Annotated in this window: 17 protein-coding genes; 8 read left to right on the forward strand and 9 right to left on the reverse strand. The window is 74.9% G+C overall.

Features of this window, described 5'->3' with window-relative positions; translation table 11 throughout:
* Nucleotides 1-306 precede the first annotated feature (306 nt).
* Nucleotides 307-1,116, forward strand: a complete 810-nt coding sequence (locus D7231_RS14240; protein WP_120756037.1) for a phosphotransferase enzyme family protein — start codon at nt 307-309, stop codon at nt 1,114-1,116.
* Between the two features lie 179 nt (nt 1,117-1,295).
* On the opposite strand, the gene D7231_RS14245 is transcribed toward D7231_RS14240, so the two are convergent.
* Both D7231_RS14245 and D7231_RS14250 read right to left on the reverse strand, forming a co-directional pair.
* Entirely contained in the window at nt 1,296-2,018 is a 723-nt protein-coding gene (locus D7231_RS14245; protein WP_120755785.1) for a 3'-5' exonuclease, read from the reverse strand.
* A 104-nt stretch (nt 2,019-2,122) separates the two neighbouring features.
* Nucleotides 2,123-3,364 (reverse strand): SAV2148 family HEPN domain-containing protein, encoded by a 1,242-nt coding sequence (locus tag D7231_RS14250; protein WP_194960325.1) that lies wholly within the window; start codon nt 3,362-3,364, stop codon nt 2,123-2,125.
* 428 nt (nt 3,365-3,792) lie between these two features.
* On the opposite strand from D7231_RS14250, the gene glgX reads away from it, so the two are divergent.
* Nucleotides 3,793-5,919 carry a glycogen debranching protein GlgX gene (gene glgX / locus D7231_RS14255; RefSeq protein WP_120755787.1) on the forward strand — a complete coding sequence of 709 codons (2,127 nt, stop codon included), beginning with the start codon at nt 3,793-3,795 and terminating at the stop codon, nt 5,917-5,919.
* Between the two features lie 116 nt (nt 5,920-6,035).
* Nucleotides 6,036-8,429 (forward strand): malto-oligosyltrehalose synthase, encoded by a 2,394-nt coding sequence (gene treY, locus D7231_RS14260; protein WP_120755788.1) that lies wholly within the window; start codon nt 6,036-6,038, stop codon nt 8,427-8,429.
* A 19-nt stretch (nt 8,430-8,448) separates the two neighbouring features.
* Here treY and D7231_RS14265 read toward each other — a convergent pair whose 3' ends face one another.
* On the reverse strand, nt 8,449-9,357 hold the full coding sequence (locus D7231_RS14265; protein WP_241999708.1) for a LysR family transcriptional regulator: 909 nt from the start codon (nt 9,355-9,357) through the stop codon (nt 8,449-8,451).
* 92 nt (nt 9,358-9,449) lie between these two features.
* Here D7231_RS14265 and lpdA point away from each other — a divergent pair, with 92 nt between their 5' ends.
* The 3 genes from lpdA to D7231_RS14280 all read left to right on the forward strand — a co-directional run bounded on the left by lpdA (nt 9,450) and on the right by D7231_RS14280 (nt 13,187).
* Nucleotides 9,450-10,865 (forward strand): dihydrolipoyl dehydrogenase, encoded by a 1,416-nt coding sequence (lpdA, locus tag D7231_RS14270; RefSeq protein WP_120755789.1) that lies wholly within the window; start codon nt 9,450-9,452, stop codon nt 10,863-10,865.
* 191 nt (nt 10,866-11,056) lie between these two features.
* Nucleotides 11,057-12,817, forward strand: a complete 1,761-nt coding sequence (treZ, locus tag D7231_RS14275; protein ID WP_120755790.1) for a malto-oligosyltrehalose trehalohydrolase — start codon at nt 11,057-11,059, stop codon at nt 12,815-12,817.
* 79 nt (nt 12,818-12,896) lie between these two features.
* Nucleotides 12,897-13,187, forward strand: a complete 291-nt coding sequence (locus D7231_RS14280; RefSeq protein ID WP_120755791.1) for a hypothetical protein — start codon at nt 12,897-12,899, stop codon at nt 13,185-13,187.
* Nucleotides 13,188-13,208: 21 nt separating this feature from the next.
* Here D7231_RS14280 and msrB read toward each other — a convergent pair whose 3' ends face one another.
* The 4 genes from msrB to D7231_RS14300 form a co-directional block, all read right to left on the reverse strand.
* Nucleotides 13,209-13,625 (reverse strand): peptide-methionine (R)-S-oxide reductase MsrB, encoded by a 417-nt coding sequence (gene msrB, locus D7231_RS14285; protein ID WP_120755792.1) that lies wholly within the window; start codon nt 13,623-13,625, stop codon nt 13,209-13,211.
* Nucleotides 13,626-13,658: 33 nt separating this feature from the next.
* A complete protein-coding gene (gene murC / locus D7231_RS14290; RefSeq protein WP_120755793.1) occupies nt 13,659-15,062 on the reverse strand; it encodes a UDP-N-acetylmuramate--L-alanine ligase in 1,404 nt (467 codons plus the stop codon).
* An 80-nt stretch (nt 15,063-15,142) separates the two neighbouring features.
* On the reverse strand, nt 15,143-15,829 hold the full coding sequence (locus tag D7231_RS14295) for a response regulator (RefSeq protein ID WP_120755794.1): 687 nt from the start codon (nt 15,827-15,829) through the stop codon (nt 15,143-15,145).
* Entirely contained in the window at nt 15,826-17,190 is a 1,365-nt protein-coding gene (locus D7231_RS14300; protein ID WP_338419856.1) for a sensor histidine kinase, read from the reverse strand. Before D7231_RS14300 ends, D7231_RS14295 begins: the two co-directional genes overlap by 4 nt.
* Nucleotides 17,191-17,385: 195 nt before the next feature.
* On the opposite strand from D7231_RS14300, the gene D7231_RS14305 reads away from it, so the two are divergent.
* Together D7231_RS14305 and D7231_RS14310 are read left to right on the forward strand one after the other, a co-directional pair.
* Nucleotides 17,386-18,450: an ABC transporter permease gene (locus D7231_RS14305; protein ID WP_120755796.1), complete on the forward strand. Its 1,065-nt coding sequence runs from the start codon at nt 17,386-17,388 to the stop codon at nt 18,448-18,450.
* Nucleotides 18,447-19,154 carry an ABC transporter ATP-binding protein gene (locus D7231_RS14310; protein ID WP_120755797.1) on the forward strand — a complete coding sequence of 236 codons (708 nt, stop codon included), beginning with the start codon at nt 18,447-18,449 and terminating at the stop codon, nt 19,152-19,154. The genes D7231_RS14305 and D7231_RS14310 overlap by 4 nt, the downstream gene beginning before the upstream one ends.
* An 85-nt stretch (nt 19,155-19,239) precedes the next feature.
* On the opposite strand, the gene D7231_RS14315 is transcribed toward D7231_RS14310, so the two are convergent.
* Both D7231_RS14315 and D7231_RS14320 read right to left on the reverse strand, forming a co-directional pair.
* Entirely contained in the window at nt 19,240-19,740 is a 501-nt protein-coding gene (locus tag D7231_RS14315; protein ID WP_120755798.1) for an indole-3-glycerol phosphate synthase, read from the reverse strand.
* Between the two features lie 164 nt (nt 19,741-19,904).
* Nucleotides 19,905-20,744, reverse strand: coding sequence for a pyrimidine reductase family protein (locus D7231_RS14320; RefSeq protein ID WP_120755799.1), 840 nt, complete (start codon nt 20,742-20,744; stop codon nt 19,905-19,907).
* Nucleotides 20,745-20,812 lie beyond the last annotated feature (68 nt).

Consider the following 20,812-nt stretch of genomic DNA (forward strand, 5'->3'; position numbering starts at 1 on the left):
CGTAATGCCAAAAGCCTTTGAAGGAAGGCAATTTGGGCACTGACGGAGCATCAATTGAGCGCGGGGTGAGCCCCGATGAGAGAGGCGGGCGAGCGGGCCGGTGCCGAGGCCGTCGAGACGATACGTATCGCCCGCCGGTCACTTTCGGCCATCACTGGCCGGGCCGGGTAGCGTGGCTGCTCAGTGGCAGGTCAGCAAGGTGAACGACGGCGAGCGGGGAGCAGGGGCACAGTGACGGACCCGGTGGAAGGCACGGCATTCACGGAGCAGCGGGCGCGCGCCCTGCTCGCGGCGGCGGTCCCGGAGATGCCGGCGGACGCGGCCCTGCTCGCGCTCGGCGAGAACGCGGTCTTCGCCGGCGGCGGGCTCGTCGCCAAGGTGGGCCGCGACGCGGCGCTGCTGGACCGGGCGCGGCACGAGCTGCGCGTCGCCGCGTGGCTCGCCGGGCACGGCGTCCCGGCGGTGCGCGCCGCCGAGCCCGCGCCGCGGGTGGCCGAGGGCCGGCCCGTGACCCTCTGGCACCGGCTCCCCGGCGCCACGGGCCCGGCGAGCCCCGCCGACCTCGCCGTGCTGCTGCGCGTCATCCACGCCCTGCCGGAGCCGGACTTCGCCCTGCCGCCGCGGGATCTGCTCGGCGGCGTGGAGCGGTGGCTGCGGCTGGCGGGCGACGCGATCGACCCGGCCGACGCCGCGTACCTGCGGCAGCGGCGGGACGCGTTCGCGGCGGAGGCCGCCGCGCTGACCCCGCACCTGCCGCGCGGGCCCATCCACGGGGACGCGCTCCCGCGCAACGTGCACATGGGGCCGGACGGGCCGGTCCTGGTGGACCTGGAGACCTTCTCCGGCGACCTGCGCGAGCACGACCTCGTCGTCCTCGCCCTCAGCAAGGACCGCTACGGCCTGCCCGCCGACGCCTATGACGCGTTCGTGCGCGCGTACGGCTGGGACGTCCGGGAGTGGGCGGGCTGCGCGGTCCTGCGCGGCGCGCGGGAGACGGCGAGCTGCGCGTGGGTGGCCCAGCACGCGCCGGCCGGCGCGGCGGCCCGTACGGAGTTCGCCCGGCGCGTGGCGTCCCTGCGGGAGGGGGATGCGGCGGTGCGGTGGTATCCGTTCTGAGCGGTGTCGCCGTCCGGCGGGGTGGTCGGGCATCGGCGGTGCGGTCTGTCGACTGCGGGCCGTCGGTGGCTGGTCGCGCAGTTCCCCGCGCCCCTAACGGGGCGCGGCCGAGCCGTTGGCGCTGAAAAGCCCGCGCGCCTCACGGGGCGCGCCCGCCGCGGCCTCATTCGGCGCCGCGGCTACCGCAGTGGCCAGCGTGTGTCCACGCTCGCCGTCGTGTCTCCCCTCCCCCGTAGCCAGTCCTCGTAGCCCTTGGCCCAGGTTGCGTACCAGTGGATCTGGTCGCGGTGGAGGTCCCACGGGGTCGCTGATGCCACGTCCGGGTAGCGGTCGGCGAGGGCGCAGGCCACGCGGACCGCTGCCAGGGCGTCCGCGCCCGCCTCGTGGGCGTCGTCCAGGGTGACGCCGTAGACGCCGCAGACGGTCTCCAGATTGCGCTTGCCCCGGCGGTAGCGGTCGAGGGCTCGGTCCATGGTGAGCGGGTCCACAACGGGGCCCGTGCCCGCCGCGGCGCCGGCCGCGTCGCCCTCGGCCGCGAGCCGCTCGCCGAGCGAGGGCAGCCCGTGCCGTCGCAGCTCCGCCGCGAGGATCGTCAGGTCGAAGGCGGCGTTGTAGGCGACGACGGGGGCGCCCGCCGACCAGTGGGCGACGAGGATGCCCGCTATCTCGTCGGCCACCTCGCGCGCCGGCCGGCCGAGCGCCGCGCGCTCGCTGGTGATGCCGTGGATGGCCGCGGCGTCGTCCGGGATGGGGACGCCGGGGTCGGCCAGCCACTCGCGGCGCCCGATCGGCTCACCGCCCTTGGTCTCGACGACGGCCGCCGTGACGATCCTCGCCTCCGCCGGGTCCGTGCCCGTCGTCTCCAGGTCGAAGCCGATCAGCAGCTCCTGATGCCACCCCATCGCGGTCCCCCTTCGTGGTGCTTCCCCCGACTGGTCCCCAGCGTCGCACGCCCCACTGACAGCGCCCCGCGGCGGCCGTCAAGGGGAGGCGTCACGGGGTGCCGTCACGACACCGGACGGGAGTCCGCCCACACGCTCTCGAACTCTTCGCGGTACGTCTCGAAGAGCCCGTGCTCGGGCTCGCGCCCGTCGCGGACGACGGTGCCGCCGCCGCGCAGCACCAGCACGGGGGCCTCCATGCCGCGGGCCTTGCGCAGGTAGGACTGGACGACGGCGAGGCCGTCCGAGCCGTCGCCGTTGACGAGGTAGGCGGTGAAGCGGGGCGTCTCGTCGAAGACGCGGATCTCGAAGGCGGCGGTGTCCCGCAGCCGGTCGCGCACGCGCCGCATGTGCATGATGTTCATCTCGACGGACCGGCTCATCTCGCCCTTCTTGATCCCCAGCTCCCGCTCGCGGCGCCGCACGGCGCTGCTGGCGGGGTTGAGGAAGAGCAGGCGGGCCCGGCAGCCCGCCTCGGCGAGCCGGACGAGCCGGCGCCCCGAGTAGTTCTGGACGAGCAGGTTCAGGCCTATGCCGACGGCGTCGAGGCGGCGGGCGCTGCCGAAGAGGTCCTCGACGGGCAGCTGGCGCTGGAGCCGGACCCGGTCGGGGTGGACGCCGACGACGTCGGCGTAGCGGTCGCCGACGATGTCCTCGACGGCGTCGACGGGCAGCCGGTCGGCGGACCCGGCGCCGGAGCCGGTGCCGCCGCCGAGGATGGCGAGCAGGCGGCCGGCGGCCCGCTCGGCCTGGGCGAGGACGGTCTCGGACAGGGCGCGGTTGCGGGAGACGACGTTGCGCGTGACCTCCAGCTCGTCCAGCGCCAGTTCCAGCTCGCGCCGGTCGTCGAGGTAGGGCTCGAAGCAGGGCCAGTGCTGGACGAGGAGCTCGCGCAGCTGGGGCAGGGTGAGGAAGCTGAGGACGTTGTCGTCGGCGGGGTCCAGCAGATAGCCCTTGCGGCGGCTGACCTCGCGCACCGCCACGGCCCGCTGCACCCACTCCTGCCCGGCGGGGCCGGCCGCGGCGACGACCCATTCGTCCTCGCCGTGCACCGGCTCGTAGACGGGCCGCAGCACGGCGGCGACGACGGCGCGCAGCCGCTGCTCGACGAGGTTGAGCCAGATGTAGGCCCGCCCGGCGCGCCGGGCGCGGGTGCGCACCTCGCTCCACGCGTCGGCGTCCCAGTCCAGTGCGGCGCCGATCTCCACGGGGCGTGCCAAGGACACGGCGCCGGGAGGTGTGTCGGCCGAGCCGTCACCCCCGGGACTTCCGTCTCCAGGGGGCAGCTCCAGCCCGCCCGAGCTCACAGTGCACCGCCTTCCGCCCCCGTCCAACGATCAAGGCAGACTACTGTGCGGGCGGGAGGCCCTGCACCCGGACGCGGCCGCTCCCCCGTCAACTCTGCGGATCCGTTCGCCTGTTGTCCCGGGGCCCGGGGCGGGGAGTGAGCCGTTTCATAGCGGCGGGGGCGCAAAAGGCGCGGTGAGGGCCGTGCGGGCGCGCGTACGGGCGCGGTGGTGAGGGGGTTCCGCGGGCAGTGCGGGCGGGGGCCGGGTCCCGCCGGGTCACCCGGTCGGACGAGCCGAAGAGAGCGGTGGGGGCGCTCCTTTTGGGGAAGATCTGGCGAAAGGGCGGCCCGTCGGCTCCGATTGGGCGAGGATGCCGCTTCGGCCCGTACGCGCGCGAGACCACCGGTACGACAAGACCGGGGGACGACGGAAGAACGGAAGAGTCGATGCAGGTCTGGCCGGGACAGGCGTACCCCCTCGGCGCGACGTACGACGGCGCCGGCACCAACTTCGCGGTCTTCGCGGAGGTCGCCGAGCGGGTCGAGCTGTGCCTGCTGCACGACGACGGCTCGGAGACGGCGGTCGAGCTGCGCGAGAGCGACGCGTTCGTACGGCACGCCTATCTACCGGGGGTGATGCCGGGTCAGCGGTACGGCTTCCGGGTGCACGGCCCGTACGAGCCGGAGCGCGGCCACCGCTGCAACTCCGCCAAGCTGCTGCTCGACCCGTACGCCCGGGCCGTGAGCGGGGCCGTCGACTGGAGCGAGGCGGTCTACGGCTATCACTTCGGGCGGCCGGAGAAGCGCAACGACATGGACTCGGCGCCGCACATGATGACGTCGGTGGTGGTCAATCCGTACTTCGACTGGGGGGACGACCGCCCGCCGCGCACCGACTATCACCGCACGGTCATCTATGAGGCCCATGTGAAGGGCCTGACGATGCGCCACCCCGCGCTGCCGGAGGAGATCCGGGGCACGTACGCGGCGCTCGCCCATCCGGCGGTGCTGGAGCACCTGACGGAGCTGGGGGTCACGGCGATCGAGCTGATGCCGGTCCATCAGTTCGTCAACGACCACCGGCTGGTGGACGCGGGGCTGGCCAACTACTGGGGCTACAACACCATCGGCTTCTTCGCCCCGCACAACGCCTACGCCTCCTGGGGCGACCGGGGCCAGCAGGTGCTGGAGTTCAAGTCGGCGGTGCGGGCGCTGCACGCGGCGGGCATCGAGGTCATTCTGGATGTGGTCTACAACCACACGGCCGAGGGCAGCCATCTGGGGCCGACGCTGTCCTTCCGCGGCCTGGACAACGCCTCGTACTACCGGCTCGCGGACGACCCGCAGTACTACATGGACACCACCGGCACCGGCAATTCCCTGCTGATGCGCAGCCCGCACGTCCTCCAGCTCATCATGGACTCGCTGCGGTACTGGGTGACGGAGATGCGGGTGGACGGCTTCCGCTTCGATCTGGCGGCGACGCTCGCGCGCCAGTTCCACGAGGTGGACCGGCTGTCGTCGTTCTTCGACCTGGTGCAGCAGGATCCGGTGGTCAGCCGGGTGAAGCTGATCGCCGAGCCGTGGGACGTCGGCGAGGGGGGCTACCAGGTGGGGAACTTCCCGCCGCTCTGGGCTGAGTGGAACGGGAAATTCCGGGATACGGCGCGGGACCTGTGGCGCGGCGAGCCGGCCACGCTCGCGGAGTTCGGCTCGCGCCTGACCGGCTCCTCCGACCTCTACCAGGGCGACGGCCGCCGCCCGCTGGCCTCCATCAACTTCGTCACCTGCCACGACGGCTTCACCCTGCACGACCTCGTCGCGTACAACGACAAGCACAACGAGGCCAACGGCGAGGACAACCGCGACGGCGAGAACCACAACCGGTCGTGGAACTGCGGGGCCGAGGGCGAGACCGGCGACCCCGGGGTGCTGGCCCTGCGCGAGCGCCAGATGCGCAACTTCATCGCCACGCTGCTGGTGTCCCAGGGCGTGCCCATGCTCAGCCACGGCGACGAGTTCGCGCGCAGCCAGCGCGGCAACAACAACGCCTACTGCCAGGACAACGACGTCTCCTGGGTGCACTGGCCGCACCCCGATGACGCCTCCTCCACGCGGGCCCGCCGGATGCTCGCCTTCACGCGCGCGATGGTGTGGCTGCGCCGCGACCACCCGGTCTTCCGGCGCCGCCGCTTCTTCCACGGCCGCCCCGTGCAGGGCACGCACGACGAGCTGTCCGACATCGCCTGGTTCACCCACGAGGGTGAAGAGATGCGGGACAGCGACTGGCAGGCCGCCCAGGCCAAGTCCCTGACCGTCTTCCTCAACGGCGGCGCGATCTCCGAACCGGGGCCGCGCGGCGAGCCGGTCGTCGACGACTCCTTCCTGCTGATGTTCAACGCCCACGACAAGCCGCTCGACTTCGTCGTCCCCGCCGACCACGGCAGGCAGTGGCAGGTCGTGGTCGACACGGCGAGCGCGGAGGGCGTGGAGACCAACGGCCCGAAGGTCGGCGCGGGCGACCACCTGACCTTGGCGGACCGCAGCCTGACGGTCCTGCAACGGCCGGCGTAGGCCCTTCCGGCGGACCGAGGGAGTGCGCGCCGGTGCCGGTGACCGCGGGCCGTACGGCGTAGCCGGCCCGGCCCCGCCGTGCGGAAAAGCCTCCTCCGCTGGGTACGTACGTTCCCATGAGGGACCCGCAGCGCAGTGCGCCGACCGCCACCTACCGGCTCCAGCTCCAGCCCGGCTTCCCGTTCCGGGCGGCCGAGGAGGCCGTGCCGTACCTGGCCTCGCTCGGGGTGTCGCACCTGCACCTGTCGCCCGTCCTGGAGGCCGTCCCCGGCTCCACCCACGGCTACGACGTGACCGACCACTCGGCCGTACGGGCGGAGCTCGGCGGCGAGGAGGGCCTGCGGTCGCTCTCGCGCACCGCCCGGGAGCACGGGCTCGGCCTCGTCGTCGACATCGTCCCCAACCACATGGCCGTGCCCGCGCCCGCGACGCTCAACGGCCCGCTGTGGGAGGTCCTACGGGACGGCCCGGCCTCGCGCTACGCCCGCTGGTTCGACATCGACTGGGCCGAGCACGGCGGCAAGGTGCTCCTGCCCGTGCTGGCCGGGCCGCTCGGGCAGGAGCTGCACCGCTTCACGGTCGCGGGGCACTCCGAGCCCGTCCTGCGCTACGGCGACCACGCGTTCCCGCTGCGCCCCGGCACCGAGCGGCTGCCGCTGCCCGAGCTGCTCGACGCCCAGTGGTACCGGCCCGCCTGGTGGCGCCTGGCCCGCACCGAGCTCAACTACCGGCGCTTCTTCACCGTCTCCGAGCTGATCGCGGTCCGCGTCGAGGACCCCGAGGTCTTCGCCGCCACCCACGGCAAGGTCGTCCAACTGCTGCGCGAGGGGGTGATCGACGGGCTGCGCGTCGACCACCCCGACGGCCTCGCCGACCCCGCGGGCTACCTGCACCGGCTGGCCGGGGCCGCGGAGGGCCGGTGGACGGTCGTCGAGAAGATCCTCAGCGGCGAGGAGCGGCTGCCCGCCGACTGGCCCGTCGCCGGCACCACCGGCTACGACGCCCTGCGCCGCCTCGACGGCCTCTTCCTCGACCCCGAGGGCGCGGGCGCGCTCGGCGCCCGCTACCGCGATTTCACCGGCCTGCCGCCCGACCGCGGCGGCGACTGGCCCGCGACGGTGCGGCGCGCCGCGTACAAGGTCATCACCCACGAGCTCGCCGCGGAGTCCGAACGGCTCGTCCGGACCGCCGGCCGGATCTGCGAGGGCTCCCACCGGCTGCGCGACACCGCGCCCTGGGCCCTGCGCACGGCCCTGCACGAGATCCTCGTCCGGCTGCCCGTCTACCGCCCCTACGCCGTGCCCGGCCGGCCGGTCGCCCCCGTCGACGCCGCCCTCCTCGACCAGGCCGCCCAGGACGCGCGCGGCGCCTTCACCGTCCCCGAGGAGGCCGCCGCGGCCGAGGTGGTCCGCGACGCGGCGCTCGGCCGTCTGGGGCAGGGCCCCGACCACCGGGACTTCTGCGCGCGGTTCGCGCAGACCGCCTCCGCGCTGCGCGCCAAGTCCGTCGAGGACACCGCCTTCTACCGGCACGCGCCCCTGCTGTCGGCCACGGAGGTCGGCGGCGACCCCGGCCGGCCCGCAGTCTCCCCCGAGGACTTCCACGCGTACTGCGCCCGCCTCCAGCGCGACTGGCCCGCGACCGGCACCGTGCTCTCCACGCACGACACCAAGCGCAGCGCCGACGTACGGGCCCGCATCGCCGCGCTGAGCGAATGCCCCGCGGAGTGGGGCGACCTGATGGAGCGGCTGGCGGCCGCGGAGCCCGGCGCGCCCGACCGGCACACGGCGTGGCTGGCCTGGCAGACCGCCTTCGGGCTCGGGCCGGCCGGCAGGCCCGCCGACGCGTCCCGGCTCGTCCCCGCCGTGCTGAAGAGCGTGCGCGAGGCGGGCCTGCGCACGACGTGGACCGAGCCGGACGCGCGGTACGAGGCGGCGGTCGAGGCGTTCGTCGCGGGCGGCCCGTGCGGCGCGGCCCGCGCCGCGCTCGCGCCCCTGGAGGACGCGCTGCGGCCGTCCGTACGGGCCAACATGCTCGGCGCCGCCCTGCTGCACCTGACCATGCCGGGCGTCCCGGACCTCTACATGGGCACGGAGCACGCGTACGCCGCCCTGGTCGACCCCGACAACCGGCGGCCGCCGGTCTTCTCCGAAGCCGAGGCCTGTACCGAGGGGCTGTCCGCCGAGAAGCTGCACCTGACCCGCACCGTGCTGCGGCTGCGCCGCGAGCGCCCCGAGTGGTTCGGCGCGGGCGCCTCGTACGAGCCGCTGGCCGCCGACGGCCCGGCCGCCGGGCACTGCGTGGCGTTCGCCCGCTCCGGCGAGGCGGTCACCGTCGTGTCGCGGCTGCACCGCAGGCTCACCCGGAGCGGGGGCCTGCCGGAGACGGTGCTGGCGCTGCCGGGCGGCGGGCGGTGGCGCGAGGTGCTGACGGGGGCGTCTTTCGGGCCGCACCCCGTACTGGCCGAGTTGCTGGAGCGCTATCCGGTGGCGCTGCTCGTACGGGCCTAGCCGCCTGCGGGGCGGTCGACTACGGCGTGCGGCGACCCGGCGGCACCGGCCCCGCGAACGCCAGCTCCTGGCAGAGCTCCACGAACGCCGCCGTGACCCCCGTCAGGCCGACGCGCGTGAAGGCCGTCTGCTCGCGGCGCCACGGCCGGTCGACGGGGACGGTCACGGCGCCGGACACGTCGCGCGCCATGTGCACGGGCGCGGCGACCAGCCCCATGCCGGCCACCGCCATCCGCACGGCGGTCGAGGAGTGCTCCGTCCAGACGGCCGTACGGGGCGTGAAGCCGTCCCGCTCACAGACCCAGTCCAGCCAGCGCTTGCCCTCCACGACCGGTTCGAGGGCGCAGCGCACCCAGTCGCGGCCGGCCAGCTCGGACAGCGTGACCGGGTCCGTACGGGCGGCGAGCGGGTCGCCGGCCGAGGTGATCACCATGATCTCCTCGTGGCCCAGGGGGACGACGGGGCCGTGCCAGCCCTCGGGGCGGGGGCCGACGGCGACGTCGGCGACCCCGCGCTCCATGTGGTCGCGCAGCTCCTCCGTGGTCGCGTACTCGTGGAGGTGGAGGCGGACGGCCGGGAAGGCGCGGCGCCAGCGCGCGAAGACGGGCGGCAGCACGCCGACCGCGAGGGCGTGCAGCGAGGCGATGTGCAGCTCGCCGCCGGCCGCCCCGGCCGCGGCCTTCGCCGCCCGGCGGGCCTGCTCGGCGCTGCGGACGGCGAGTTCGGCGTGCGGGAGGAAGGCGCGGCCCATCGGCGTCAGGCCGATGCCGCGCGGGCGGCGCTCCAGCAGCGGGCCGCCGACGTCCCGCTCCAGGGCCTTGATCTGGTGGGAGAGCGCGGACTGGGTGACGTTGAGGAGCTCGGCGGCGCGGGTGAAGGACTCCTCCTCGACGACGGCGACGAGGTACTCCATCTGCCGCAGGCTCATGCCGGGCCCCCCGAGTGGTCATGAACCCAGGTCATGGGTTCCATCGAAACATTGCGTTGGACTCATAATCCCTGACGGCGCAGGGTGAAGTCATGCGCGAAACAGATGTGATCGTGATCGGCGGCGGCACCGGCGGCTACAGCACCGCCCTGCGGGCCGCGGCGCTCGGCCTCGGCGTCGTCCTGGCGGAACGCGACCTGGTGGGCGGGACCTGTCTGCACCGCGGCTGCATACCCAGCAAGGCGATGCTGCACGCGGCGGAGCTCGTGGACGGCATCGCGGAGGCGCGCGAGCGGTGGGGCGTGAAGGCGACCCTGGAGTCGGTCGACTGGTCCGCGCTGACCGCGACCCGTGACGACATCGTCTCCCGCAACCACCGCGGTGTGGAGGGCCATCTGGCGCATGCCGGCGTACGCGTGGTGCGCGGCTCCGCCTCGCTGACGGGCGCACGGAGCATACGGATCGACTCGGGTGCGGACGCGGGCGCGCAGTGGACGGCCCGCCGGGGCGTCGTCCTCGCGACCGGCTCCCGGCCGCGCACGCTGCCCGGCCTGGAGCCCGACGGCGTCCGCGTGGTGACCAGCGACGACGCGCTCTTCGCACCCGGGCTGCCGGGCTCGGTGCTGGTGCTGGGCGGCGGCGCCATCGGCGTCGAGTACGCGTCCCTGCACCGCTCCATGGGCGCCGAGGTGACGCTCGTCGAGGCCGCGGACCGGCTGCTGCCGCTGGAGGACACCGACGTGAGCCGGTATCTGACGCGGGGTCTGAAGAAGCGCGGCATCGACGTGCGGGCGGGGGCGCGGCTGGAGGAGGCCGCCGTCCACGAGGGCGGGGTGCGGGCCACGCTCCGTACCGCCAAGGGCGGCGTGCACACCGTGGAGGCGGAGCGGCTGCTGGTGGCCGTGGGCAGGGCCCCGGTCACCGACGGCCTCGGTCTCGCGGCCGCCGGGCTCGCCCGCGACGCCCGCGGCTTCGTCCCGCCGGCCGACTGGTCGCGCCTGGAGACGGCGGTGCCGGGCATCCACGTGGTCGGCGACCTGCTGCCGCCGCCGTCGCTCGGCCTGGCCCACGCTTCCTTCGCGGAAGGGCTGCTGGTCGCCGAGACCCTCGGCGGGCGGGCGCCGCGGCCGGTCGACTACGCCGCCGTGCCGCGCGTCACCTACTCCAGCCCGCAGACGGCCTCGGTCGGCCTGACGGAGGCCGGGGCGCGCGAGCGCGGCTTCGACGTCGAGGTCAACTCCATGCCGCTGACGGCCATCGCCAAGGGCATGGTGCACGGACAGGGCGGCGTGGTGAAGGCCGTCGCCGAGAAGGGCGGCGGCCGGCTGCTCGGCGTCCACCTGGTGGGCCCGCACGTCTCGGAGATGATCGCGGAGAGCCAGCTGGCCGTGGGCTGGGACGCGGAGGCCACGGACGTCGCCGAGCACATCCACCCGCACCCGACGCTGTCGGAGGCGGTGGGCGAGGTCATGCTGTCGCTGGCGGGGCGGGGGCTGCACCAGGTGTGACCCGCGCCGCCCGGTGGGGCGGGCCGGGCGGCCCTGATATCCCGTCAGCCAGGAGCGCATCGGCCTGCTTCCGCCGCGGCAGGGCTGACCGGTTATGCCCCGGGCGGACTGACCGGTTCCGCGCCCCGGAAGGGGTGGCCGCAGGGCACCATGGGCAGCACTGCGGTCACCACGGCCGGAAGGAGCCGCCAGTGCTGTTCGAGGTGTGGGCGCCGCGGGCCGGGCAGGTGACGCTGCACGCCGGCGGCGGGGCGTACGCGATGGAGCCGGATCCGGCGCGGGCCGGCTGGTGGCGGCGGGAGGCGCCGGGCGGGGACGGCACCCGCTACGGCTTCGCCCTCGACGGCGGCCCCGTACGGCCCGATCCGCGCTCGCGCCGCCAGCCGGACGGGCCCGACGGGCTGAGCGCGGTCACCGATCCGGGGAGCTTCGCGTGGCGGCACGCGTGGGCGAGCCGGGGGCTGCCCGGGGCCGTCCTCTACGAGCTGCACGTGGGCACGTTCACCCGCGAGGGCACCTTCGACGCCGCGGCCGCGCGCCTGCCGCACCTGGCGGAACTGGGCGTCACCCACGTGGAGCTGATGCCCGTGTGCCCGTTCCCGGGCACGCACGGCTGGGGGTACGAGGGCGTGTCGCTGTGGGCCGTGCACGAGCCCTACGGCGGGCCCGCGGGCCTCGCCCGCTTCGTGGACGCGGCCCACGCGCTCGGGCTCGGCGTCGTCCTGGACGTGGTGCACAACCACCTCGGCCCCTCCGGCAACCACCTGCCCGCCTTCGGGCCGTACTTCACCGACACCCACCACACACCGTGGGGCGCGGCCGTCAACCTCGACGCCCCCGGATCGGACGAGGTGCGCGCGTATCTGACGGGCAGTGCGCTGGCCTGGCTGCGCGACTACCGGCTGGACGGGCTACGGCTGGACGCCGTGCACGCGCTCGCCGACAACCGGCCCAAGCACTTCCTCGCCGAGCTCTCCGGCGCCGTGGACGCCCTGGCCGCCCGGCTGGGCAGGCCGCTGTTCCTCGTCGCCGAGTCCGACCGGAACGACCCGGCCACGGTGACGCCGCGCCGGGCCGGCGGCCTGGGCCTGCACGGCCAGTGGAACGACGACTTCCATCACGCCCTGCACACCGTCCTGACCGGCGAGTCCCAGGGCTACTACGCCGACTTCGCCGCCGACCCGGCCGCGGCGCTCGCCAAAACGCTGCGGGGCGGCTTCTTCCACGACGGCACGCACTCCTCGTTCCGCGGCCGCCCGTGGGGCCGCCCCCTCGACCCGGCGGCCACCGACGCGCACCGCCTCGTCGGCTACGCCCAGAACCACGACCAGATCGGCAACCGCGCCCAGGGCGACCGGCTCGCGGCCCGCCTCTCCCCCGGCCTGCTCGCCTGCGCCGCCGCGCTCGTCCTGGGCGGGCCGTTCACGCCCATGCTGTTCATGGGCGAGGAGTGGGGCGCCCGCACCCCCTGGCAGTTCTTCACCGACCACACGGATCCGCGGCTGGCCGAGGCGGTCCGCACGGGCCGCCGGCGCGAGTTCGCCGAGCACGGCTGGTCCGCGGAGGACATCCCCGACCCGCAGGACCCGGCCACCCGGGACCGCTCCTGCCTGGACTGGACCGAGCCCCGGCGCGAACCGCACCGCGCCCTGCTGGACTGGCACCGCCGCCTGATCGCCCTCCGCCGCGCCGAACCGGACCCGGGCCCGCTCTCCGCCACGTCCGTCGCGGTGGGCCCCGGCGGCACGGCGGTCCTGCGCCGCGGCACCCTGTGCACGGCCGTCAACCCGACGTCCGCCCCGGCCGCCCTTCCCCTGGCCGCCTCCCGGCCGGCCGGGATCCTGGCGGCCTGGCACCCCGTACACCTCCCGGGCCCGGACGGCCTCCTCCACCTGCCGCCCGCGTCGGCGGCGGTGCTGCGTTGCGACGGACCGGCCCCGGAGGGACGCTGAGAGCGGGCGCATCCGCGCCTCAGTGAGCGCGGAGCCGGAGCGCCGGGCGCGGTACGTCGCCCCGAGGGGACGAACCACCATGCGCACCTTGCTCAGGGCCCGGATGGACACCCGCACGTCCAACGAAGCGGTCAAGGACGGCACCATGGCGAAGATGATCGAGGAGGTCGTCCAGCAGCTCGAACCGGAGGCCGCCTACTTCACCGCGCTGGACGGCGGGCGCTCCTGCCTCATCGTCTTCGACATGAAGGACCCCTCACAGATGCCCGGCATCTGCGAGAAGTTCTTCCTGACGGCGGAGGCCGAGGTCGAACTGCACCCGGTCATGAACCTGGACGACCTGAAGAAGGGCCTCGCGGCGCTCAGCTGAGCGCCTCCCTCCGGGCAGCGCTCAGCCCTCCGCGGACTCCGCCGACTCCAGGCGCAGGGCGATGGAGTTGATGCAGTACCGCTGGTCCGTGGGGGTGGGGTAGCCCTCGCCCTCGAAGACGTGGCCCAGGTGGGAGCCGCAGCGGGCGCAGCGGACCTCGGTGCGGACCATGCCGTGGGAGCGGTCGTCGATCAGCTCGACGGCCGCGGAGTCCTTCGGGTCGTAGAAGCTCGGCCAGCCGCAGTGGCTCTCGAACTTCTCCGTGGAGCGGAAGAGCTCCGCGCCGCAGGCGCGGCAGGAGTAGACGCCCGCGGTCTTGGTGTCGGTGTACTCACCCCGGAAGGCGGGCTCGGTGCCGGCCTTGCGGAGCACCTGGTACTCCGCGGGGGAGAGCTCCGTGCGCCACTGCTCGTCCGACTTCTCGACCTCGTACGCCATGTCGCTCGCCTTTCGGGGTTACGGCTTTCCGGTTCAGCTCTCCAGGCGGGCCAGGATCTTCGGACCGAGGTCCGTGACGTCTCCCGCCCCCATGGTCAGAACCAGATCGCCGGGGCGGGCCATTCCCGCGACGACGTCCGGGATGGCGGCCATGTCGTGCTCGGCGCGCACGTCGGCGCCCGCGGCGACCGCGGCGTCGATGATCAGGGCGCTGGTGACGCCGGGGACCGGGTCCTCGCGGGCCGGGTAGATGTCCAGGACCACGGAGCCGTCGGCGAGCGCCAGGGCCCGGCCCATCTCGGTGCCGAGCTCCTGGGTGCGGGAGAACAGGTGCGGCTGGAAGACGACCAGGACGCGGGAGCCGGCGGCGGCGCCGCGGATGGCCTCCAGGTCGGCGGTCATCTCGGTGGGGTGGTGGGCGTACGAGTCGATGACCTGCACGCCGGCCGCCTCGCCCTTGAGCTGGAGGCGGCGCTTGACGCCGGTGTACTTGCCGATCGCCGAGGCCAGGTTGTGCGCGGGGATGCCCAGGGCGATGCCCGCGGCGAGGGCGGCAACGGCGTTGTGCGCGTAGTGGCGGCCGGGGACGGAGACCGTGAAGGTCAGCATCTTGCCGTTCAGGAGGACGGTGACCTCGCTGGTCAGGCCGCGCGGGGTGACCTTCAGGACGCGCACGTCGGCGTCCTCGGCCTCGCCGTAGGTGACGACCTCGATGTCGTGGCGGGCTGCGTTTTCGGCGATTCGCTCGGTGAGCTCGCGGGCGCCCGCCTGGTCCGCGGCGACGACGAGCGTGCCGCCCGGGCGGATCCGGCCCACGAACGTCTCGAACGACTCGTAGATCTCGTCCATCGACGCGTAGTTCGCGTGGTGGTCGAGCTCCACGTTGAGGATGATCGCGACCTCGGGCGCGTACTTGTGGAAACTGCGGTCACTCTCGTCCGCCTCGGCCACGAAGATCTCGCCGGCACCGTGCCGGGCGTTGGAGCCCGGGGCGTCCAGGTCGCCGCCGATGGCGTACGACGGGTCGAGGCCCAGCGCGTCCAGGGCGACCGCGAGCATCGACGTCGTGGTCGTCTTGCCATGGGTGCCGGCGACCGCGATCGGGCGCAGGCCGTCCATCAGGCGGGCGAGGGCGTCCGAGCGGTGCACGACGGGGATGCCGCGCTCGGCGGCCGCGGCCAGCTCGGGGTTGTCCTCGCGGATGGCGCTGGAGACAACGACGCAGGTGGCGTCCTCGGCCAGGTGCCCGGCGGCGTGCCCGATGTGCACCGTCGCGCCCAGGGCGCGCAGCGCCTCGGCGGTCGCGGACTCCTTCGCGTCGCTGCCCGCGACCTGCGCGCCGCGCTGGGCGAGGATCTTCGCGATGCCCGACATGCCGGCGCCGCCGATGCCGATGAAGTGCGGTCGGTCCATCGTCGTGGGGACGGCCGGTGCCATGTGCGGTGCTCCCTGTCGCAGCTTGCTGGGTGTCAGGGACCGATTCTTGCACCCCTCGGTGACACTCCCGCCCTCCCCCGTCACACCGCCCTGATCAGCCCCGCCGCCAGGCCCGCCGCGATCGCCGCCGTGCGGCTGTCCACGCCCAGCTTTCCGTAGATGTGGACGAGGTGGGTCTTGACCGTCGCCTCACTGATGAAGAGGCGGCGGGAGATCTGCTTGTTGGCCAGGCCCTCGGCCACCAGACCGAGGATCTCGGTCTCGCGCTGGGTGAGGGCGGGCCTGCCCCCGGCGCGTACGCGGCCGAGCAGCCGGGCGGCGACGGGCGGGGCGAGGACGGTCTCGCCGCGGGCGGCGGCGTGGACGGCGGCGGCGACCTCTTCGGGCGGGGCGTCCTTGAGGAGGTAGCCGGTGGCCCCGGCCTCGACGGCGGCGAGGATGTCGGCGTCGGTGCTGTAGGTGGTGAGGATGAGGACGGCGGGCGGGGAGGGCAGCGCGGTGATGCGGCGGGTGGCCTCGACGCCGTGCATGCCGTCGCCCATCTGGAGGTCCATGAGGACGACGTCGGGGCGGGTGCCGGCGTCGAGGAGCCGCAGGGCCGCGGCGCCGTCGGCGGCTTCGCCGGCGGCCTCCACGTCGGGGAGGTCGTCGACCATGGCGCGCAGGCCGCGGCGGACGACGGGGTGGTCGTCGACGATCAGCACGCGGATGTGCTCCGCACGGGATGCGTCCGGCGTACTACCGGTTCCACCGGTACGCCCGCTCATGCCGCGGCCCCCTTCGGGGTGGTGGCGGCCGGTTCGGCACCGCCGGACTCCGCCGTTGTGGCTGCGCTCCGCCGCGGCGGGGAGGAAGCAGCGGGCTCTCTCCCGGAGAGGATGCCCCCGCTTCGTGCTTCCTCGGGGCAGGCCCCCGGGTCCGCCGGCGTTTCCCGGGGCAAGGCCGCCGGCCCGCCCGGGCGGGCGCCGGCCCCCGGATCCACCGGAACCGTCGCCGCGATCGCCGTGCCCTCGCCCGGGGCCGACTCCACGGTGAGGGTGCCGCCGAGGGCGGCGATGCGTTCGCGCATGCCGTGCAGGCCGAAGGTGCGGCGGCCGTCGGCGGGGCCGTCGCCGGGGGTGAAGCCGGCGCCGTCGTCGTAGACGTCGAGGGTGACCTGCCCGTCGAGGAAGGCGAGGGTGACGGCGGTGCGGTCGGCGTGCGCGTGGCGGGCGACGTTGGCGAGGGCCTCCTGCGTGAGGCGCAGCAGGGCGACCTCGGTCTCCATGGGGAGGGCGCACGGGTCGCCGTCGAGGCGGAAGACGGCCCCGGGGACGGTGCGCGCGGTGACGCGGCGCAGCGCCTCGGGCAGGGGCGCGTCCTCCAGGGCGGGCGGGGTGAGGGCCTGGACGAAGCGGCGGGCCTCGGCGAGGTTGTCGGAGGCGGTCAGCCCGATCTCGCGGACGTGCTCGCGGGCGGTGACGGGGGCGGCGGTCTCGGCGGCGCGGGCGAGCAGGACGATGCTGGACAGGCCCTGGGCGAGGGTGTCGTGGATCTCGCGTGCGAGCCGCTGGCGCTCGGCGAGCCGGCCGGCCTCGCGCTGGGCGGCGGCGAGCTCGTCGCGGGTGCGCAGCAGGTCGTCGATGAGCTGCTGGCGCTTGCGGCTCTCCCGGTAGAGCGCGGCGTATCCGTAGCCGGTGAGGATGGCGACGGCGGCGCCGGCGGCGGGGCCGATCACCTTGGCGGCGGTGAGCCCGCCGGGCGCGCCGGCCTGGGCGGCCACGACGGCGGCGGTGGCCGCGGCGATGGCGGGGTGCGCCCAGCGGACGGGCAGGGCGCCCTGGAAGAGGAAGAACAGCGGGAAGGCGACGTAGCTGAAGCCGTGGTCCATGGCGAGCAGCAGCAGCCACAGGGCGGTGACGGTGGTGAGCCAGAGCCCGGGGCGGGCAGTGGGCCGGACGACGCCGAGGCCGTAGACGGCGGCGAGCACGGCGACGGGGAACAGGACCACCGAGGAGGGCCCGGTCCCGGCGACGGCGGGTGCGGCGGCGACGGCGAGGAGCACGTAGAAGGAGCCGTGCAGCGCGAGGCGGACCAGGCGCAGGGAGGGCATGTCGGCGCCGGGCGGGGAAAGGGGCGTTCGGCTCACCCCATCGAGCGTACGGGCCCGTGCCGGAGGCCCGCCCGCTTCCGCCCGCTCCCGCCCTCAACCGTTCGATTGATTTTCGGGTGCACCGTACGGACGGGCCGCGGACCAGTCCTTGCCCTGATGGCGGTGGGGCGTCCGCGCGGGAGTGTGGAGGGGTCCTGTTCAGAACCTGGCGCCGCCGGAGGTAGAGGGTCCTTGTTCGTCGCGCTCCGTGACATCCGTTTCGCCCGGGGGCGGTTCGCCCTGATGGGTGCGGTGGTCACGCTCATCACGACCCTCGTGGTCTTTCTCTACGGCCTGACCGACGGCCTGGCCCGGGAGGCGTCGTCGGCCGTGGCGGGCCTGCCGGCCGGCCGGATCGTCTTCGGCGCGCCCGCCGGGGCGGGGCCGGAGGTGTCGTTCTCGAACAGCTCGGTGGACGCCGGGCAGCAGCGGGCCTGGCGCGAGGCGCCGGGCGTACGGTCCGCCGAGCCGTTCGGCGTGGCGATGACGCGGCTGACGGCGGGCGGCAGGGCGTCGTCGGTGAGCGTGTTCGGAACGCCGGACCGGCTGCGGCCCGCCCTGGTCTCGGGCCGGGCGCCGGACGGCCGCGAGACGGCCGTGAGCGAGCGCGTCGCGCGCGAGGCCGGGCTGCGCCCCGGCGACCGCGTCACCCTCGGCACCGAGGAGCTGACCGTCTCGGGCATCACCGAGGACCGCAGCCACGGCCACGCCCCGGCCGTGTGGACGACGCTCGCGGCATGGCAGCGGGTGAGCCACCAGGAGCAGCCGACCGCGCTCGCCGTCGACGGCGGCGGGCGCCCTGCCGGGGACGCCGCGCGGTCCACGAAGGCGGTCTCCGTCGGCGAGGCCCTGGACGGGATCGACGGCTACGCCGCCGAGCACGGCACCCTGCGGATGATCCAGGGCTTCCTGTTCGTGGTGAGCGCCCTCGTCGTGGGCGCCTTCTTCACGGTGTGGACCGTGCAGCGCAGGCCCGACGTCGCCGTGCTCAAGGCGGTGGGCGCGAGCAGCGCCTATCTCGTACGGGACGCGCTCGGGCAGGCCGCGGTCGTCCTGGCCGCCGGGTCCGCGCTCGGCGCCGTGGCGGGCGCGGCCGGCGGGGCGCTCGCGTCGGCGTCGGTGCCGTTCGAGCTGGGCGCGGCGACCGTGGCCGTGCCCGTGGCGGCCATGGTGCTGCTGGGCCTGGCCGGCTCCGCCCTCGCCGTACGCCGCATCACGTCCGTCGACCCGCTGACCGCCCTGGGAGCCTCCCGGTGAACGCCGCACCCGCCCTGTCGCTGAAATCCGTCACTCTCACCTACCCGGACGGCGACCGCCGCCTGACCGCCCTCGACGCGGTGTCCCTGGACGTGGCGCCCGGCGAGCTCGTCGCCGTCGCCGGGCCCTCCGGCTCGGGGAAGTCGAGCCTGCTCGCGGTGGCGGCCACGCTGCTGCGCCCCGACGAGGGGCGCGTGGCCGTGGCCGGGCAGGACACCGGAGCGATGAGCGCCCGGGCCCGGACGGCGCTGCGCCGGGAGCGGATCGGCATCGTCTTCCAGCAGGCGAACCTGCTGCCGTCGCTGACCGCGGAGGAGCAACTGCTGGCGGTGGAGCACGTACGGGGCGGGGCCAGGGGCGTACGGAGCGGAGTGAGGGGCGTGCGGGCCGCCCGGGCGCGGGCCGCGGAGCTGCTGGAGTCGGTGGGCCTGGACGCGGCGAAGCGGCGCCGCCGCCCGCACCAGCTGTCCGGGGGCGAGCGGCAGCGGGTGAACATCGCCCGCGCGCTGTCCGGCGGCCCGTCCGTCCTGCTGGTGGACGAGCCGACGTCGGCGCTGGATCACGAGCGCGGCGAGCGGGTGGTGGAGCTGCTCGCCGCGGTGACCCGGGCGCACGGGACGGCCACGGTGCTGGTGACGCACGACCGGGCGCTGCTCGGCCGCGCGGACCGGGTCCTGACGATGGCCGACGGGCGGCTGCGCTGACGGCTTCCCGCGGGCGGCCGGCGGCTGCGCGCAGGCCCGCCGAGGTGCCGGCGGGCGGGCCGGCCGGCGGGCCGCCCGCCTCACCTCACCCCTCTCCCACGTCGCCCAGGGCGTAGTCCTCCTCGTCGTTGTGGGCGTAGAGCTTGAGGACGGGCACGCCGACCTTGTGCCGGGCCCGGGAGGCCCAGTCGCGGTGGAAGAACTCCTCCACCAGGTGCGGTGCGGTCAGCACGATCACCTCGTCGGCATGGGTCTGCTCGACGACGGACCGCAGCAGGTCCAGCGGGTGGCCCTCGACGAGCTGGCCCACGGCCTCGGAGCCCGCGTCCCGCAGGAGGCGGAGCGAGTGCTCCAGGGCGACGGCGGCCGGGCGGAGGGCCTGCTCGCCCTCCGGTTCGTCGGCCTCGTGCATCGCCCGTTCCAGCTCGCCGAGTGCGACGTCGTCGATGGCGCGCAGGAGCCGGTCCTCGGCGCCTCTGGGCTGCATGAGCACCACGAAGGACATCTGGTCGTCGTGGAGGGTCGTGACGAAGTCGACGTCGGTGGCGGACAGCGGCTGCTCGATCATCAATACGCTCGTGAACACGGTGGGAGCCCTTCTCCTTCGTGGGCCACCGGCCCAACGGCCAACAGAAACCATCCTGCGCGTGCCCCCCTGGGCCCGCCTGTTCTGGTCACGTGCCCCCGCGGGCACGTCCGACTCAATTCTGCCCACCGACGGGTAACCGGAACAGGATATTCCGCCGATTGTCAGATTCTGTGGTACCTGCTGAACAGAAATCCTCCCTCTTCGAGGAGCGAGGCGAGGACGAATCGTTCCGGCACGGGCATCCCGGGACCGTTCACGATCCGGGTCGCCGTGCCGCCCGCGACCAGCGGCGCGAGCGTCAGGCACAGCTCGTCGAGCACGCCCGCCGCCGCGAACTGCCCCAGCAGCCGCGGGCCGCCCTCGGTGAGCAGCCTGGTCAGCCCGCGCGCGGCCAGCACCTGCGGCACCAGCGCGGGGTCCACCCGGCGGCCCTCGCCGGCCACGAGCACCTCGGCCCCGGCCGCGCGGGCCGCGGCGACCCGCTCCGCGGGGGCGTCCGCACCCGTCAGCACGATGGTCGGCACCAGCGGCTCGCGGAACAAGGGCAGGGTGAAGTCCAGGTCGAGCCCCGCGCTCACGATCGCGATCACCGGCGCGGGCCCCTGGCCGAGCGCCGCCCGGCGCGCCGCGAACGCCTCGCGGGCGCGCGCGGGGCGGTAGCCCTCCTGGCGTACGGTCTCGGCGCCGACGACGACCGCGTCCGCGAGGCCGCGCAGGGTGCCGAAGACGCGCATGTCGGTGGCGGAGGACAGCGGCTGCGAGCGCCCGTCGTGGTGGGCCGCGCCGTCCAGGGAGGAGACCATGTTGGCCCGCAGCCATGCCCTCGGCCCGGTGCCGTCGCCGCTCCCGGCCGCCGCCACGGCCTCCGGGTAGGCGTAGGCCTCGGCGAGCTCCTCCAGCTCCCAGGTGCGGTCCTCCGAAGAGTCCGGCGAGTCCGAAGTGTCCGAAGACCCGGCAGGGGAGGACGAAGACGGCAGGGGCACGGGGAACAGGCGTCGCATAGGCCGCAGTGTGACATGCCTCGCTCTTCCGGCGGCCGGCAGCCGGCGTTCAGCGGCTAGGCTGGAGA

This window comes from Streptomyces klenkii (genome assembly GCF_003626645.1).
Taxonomy (GTDB): Bacteria; Actinomycetota; Actinomycetes; order Streptomycetales; family Streptomycetaceae; genus Streptomyces; species Streptomyces klenkii.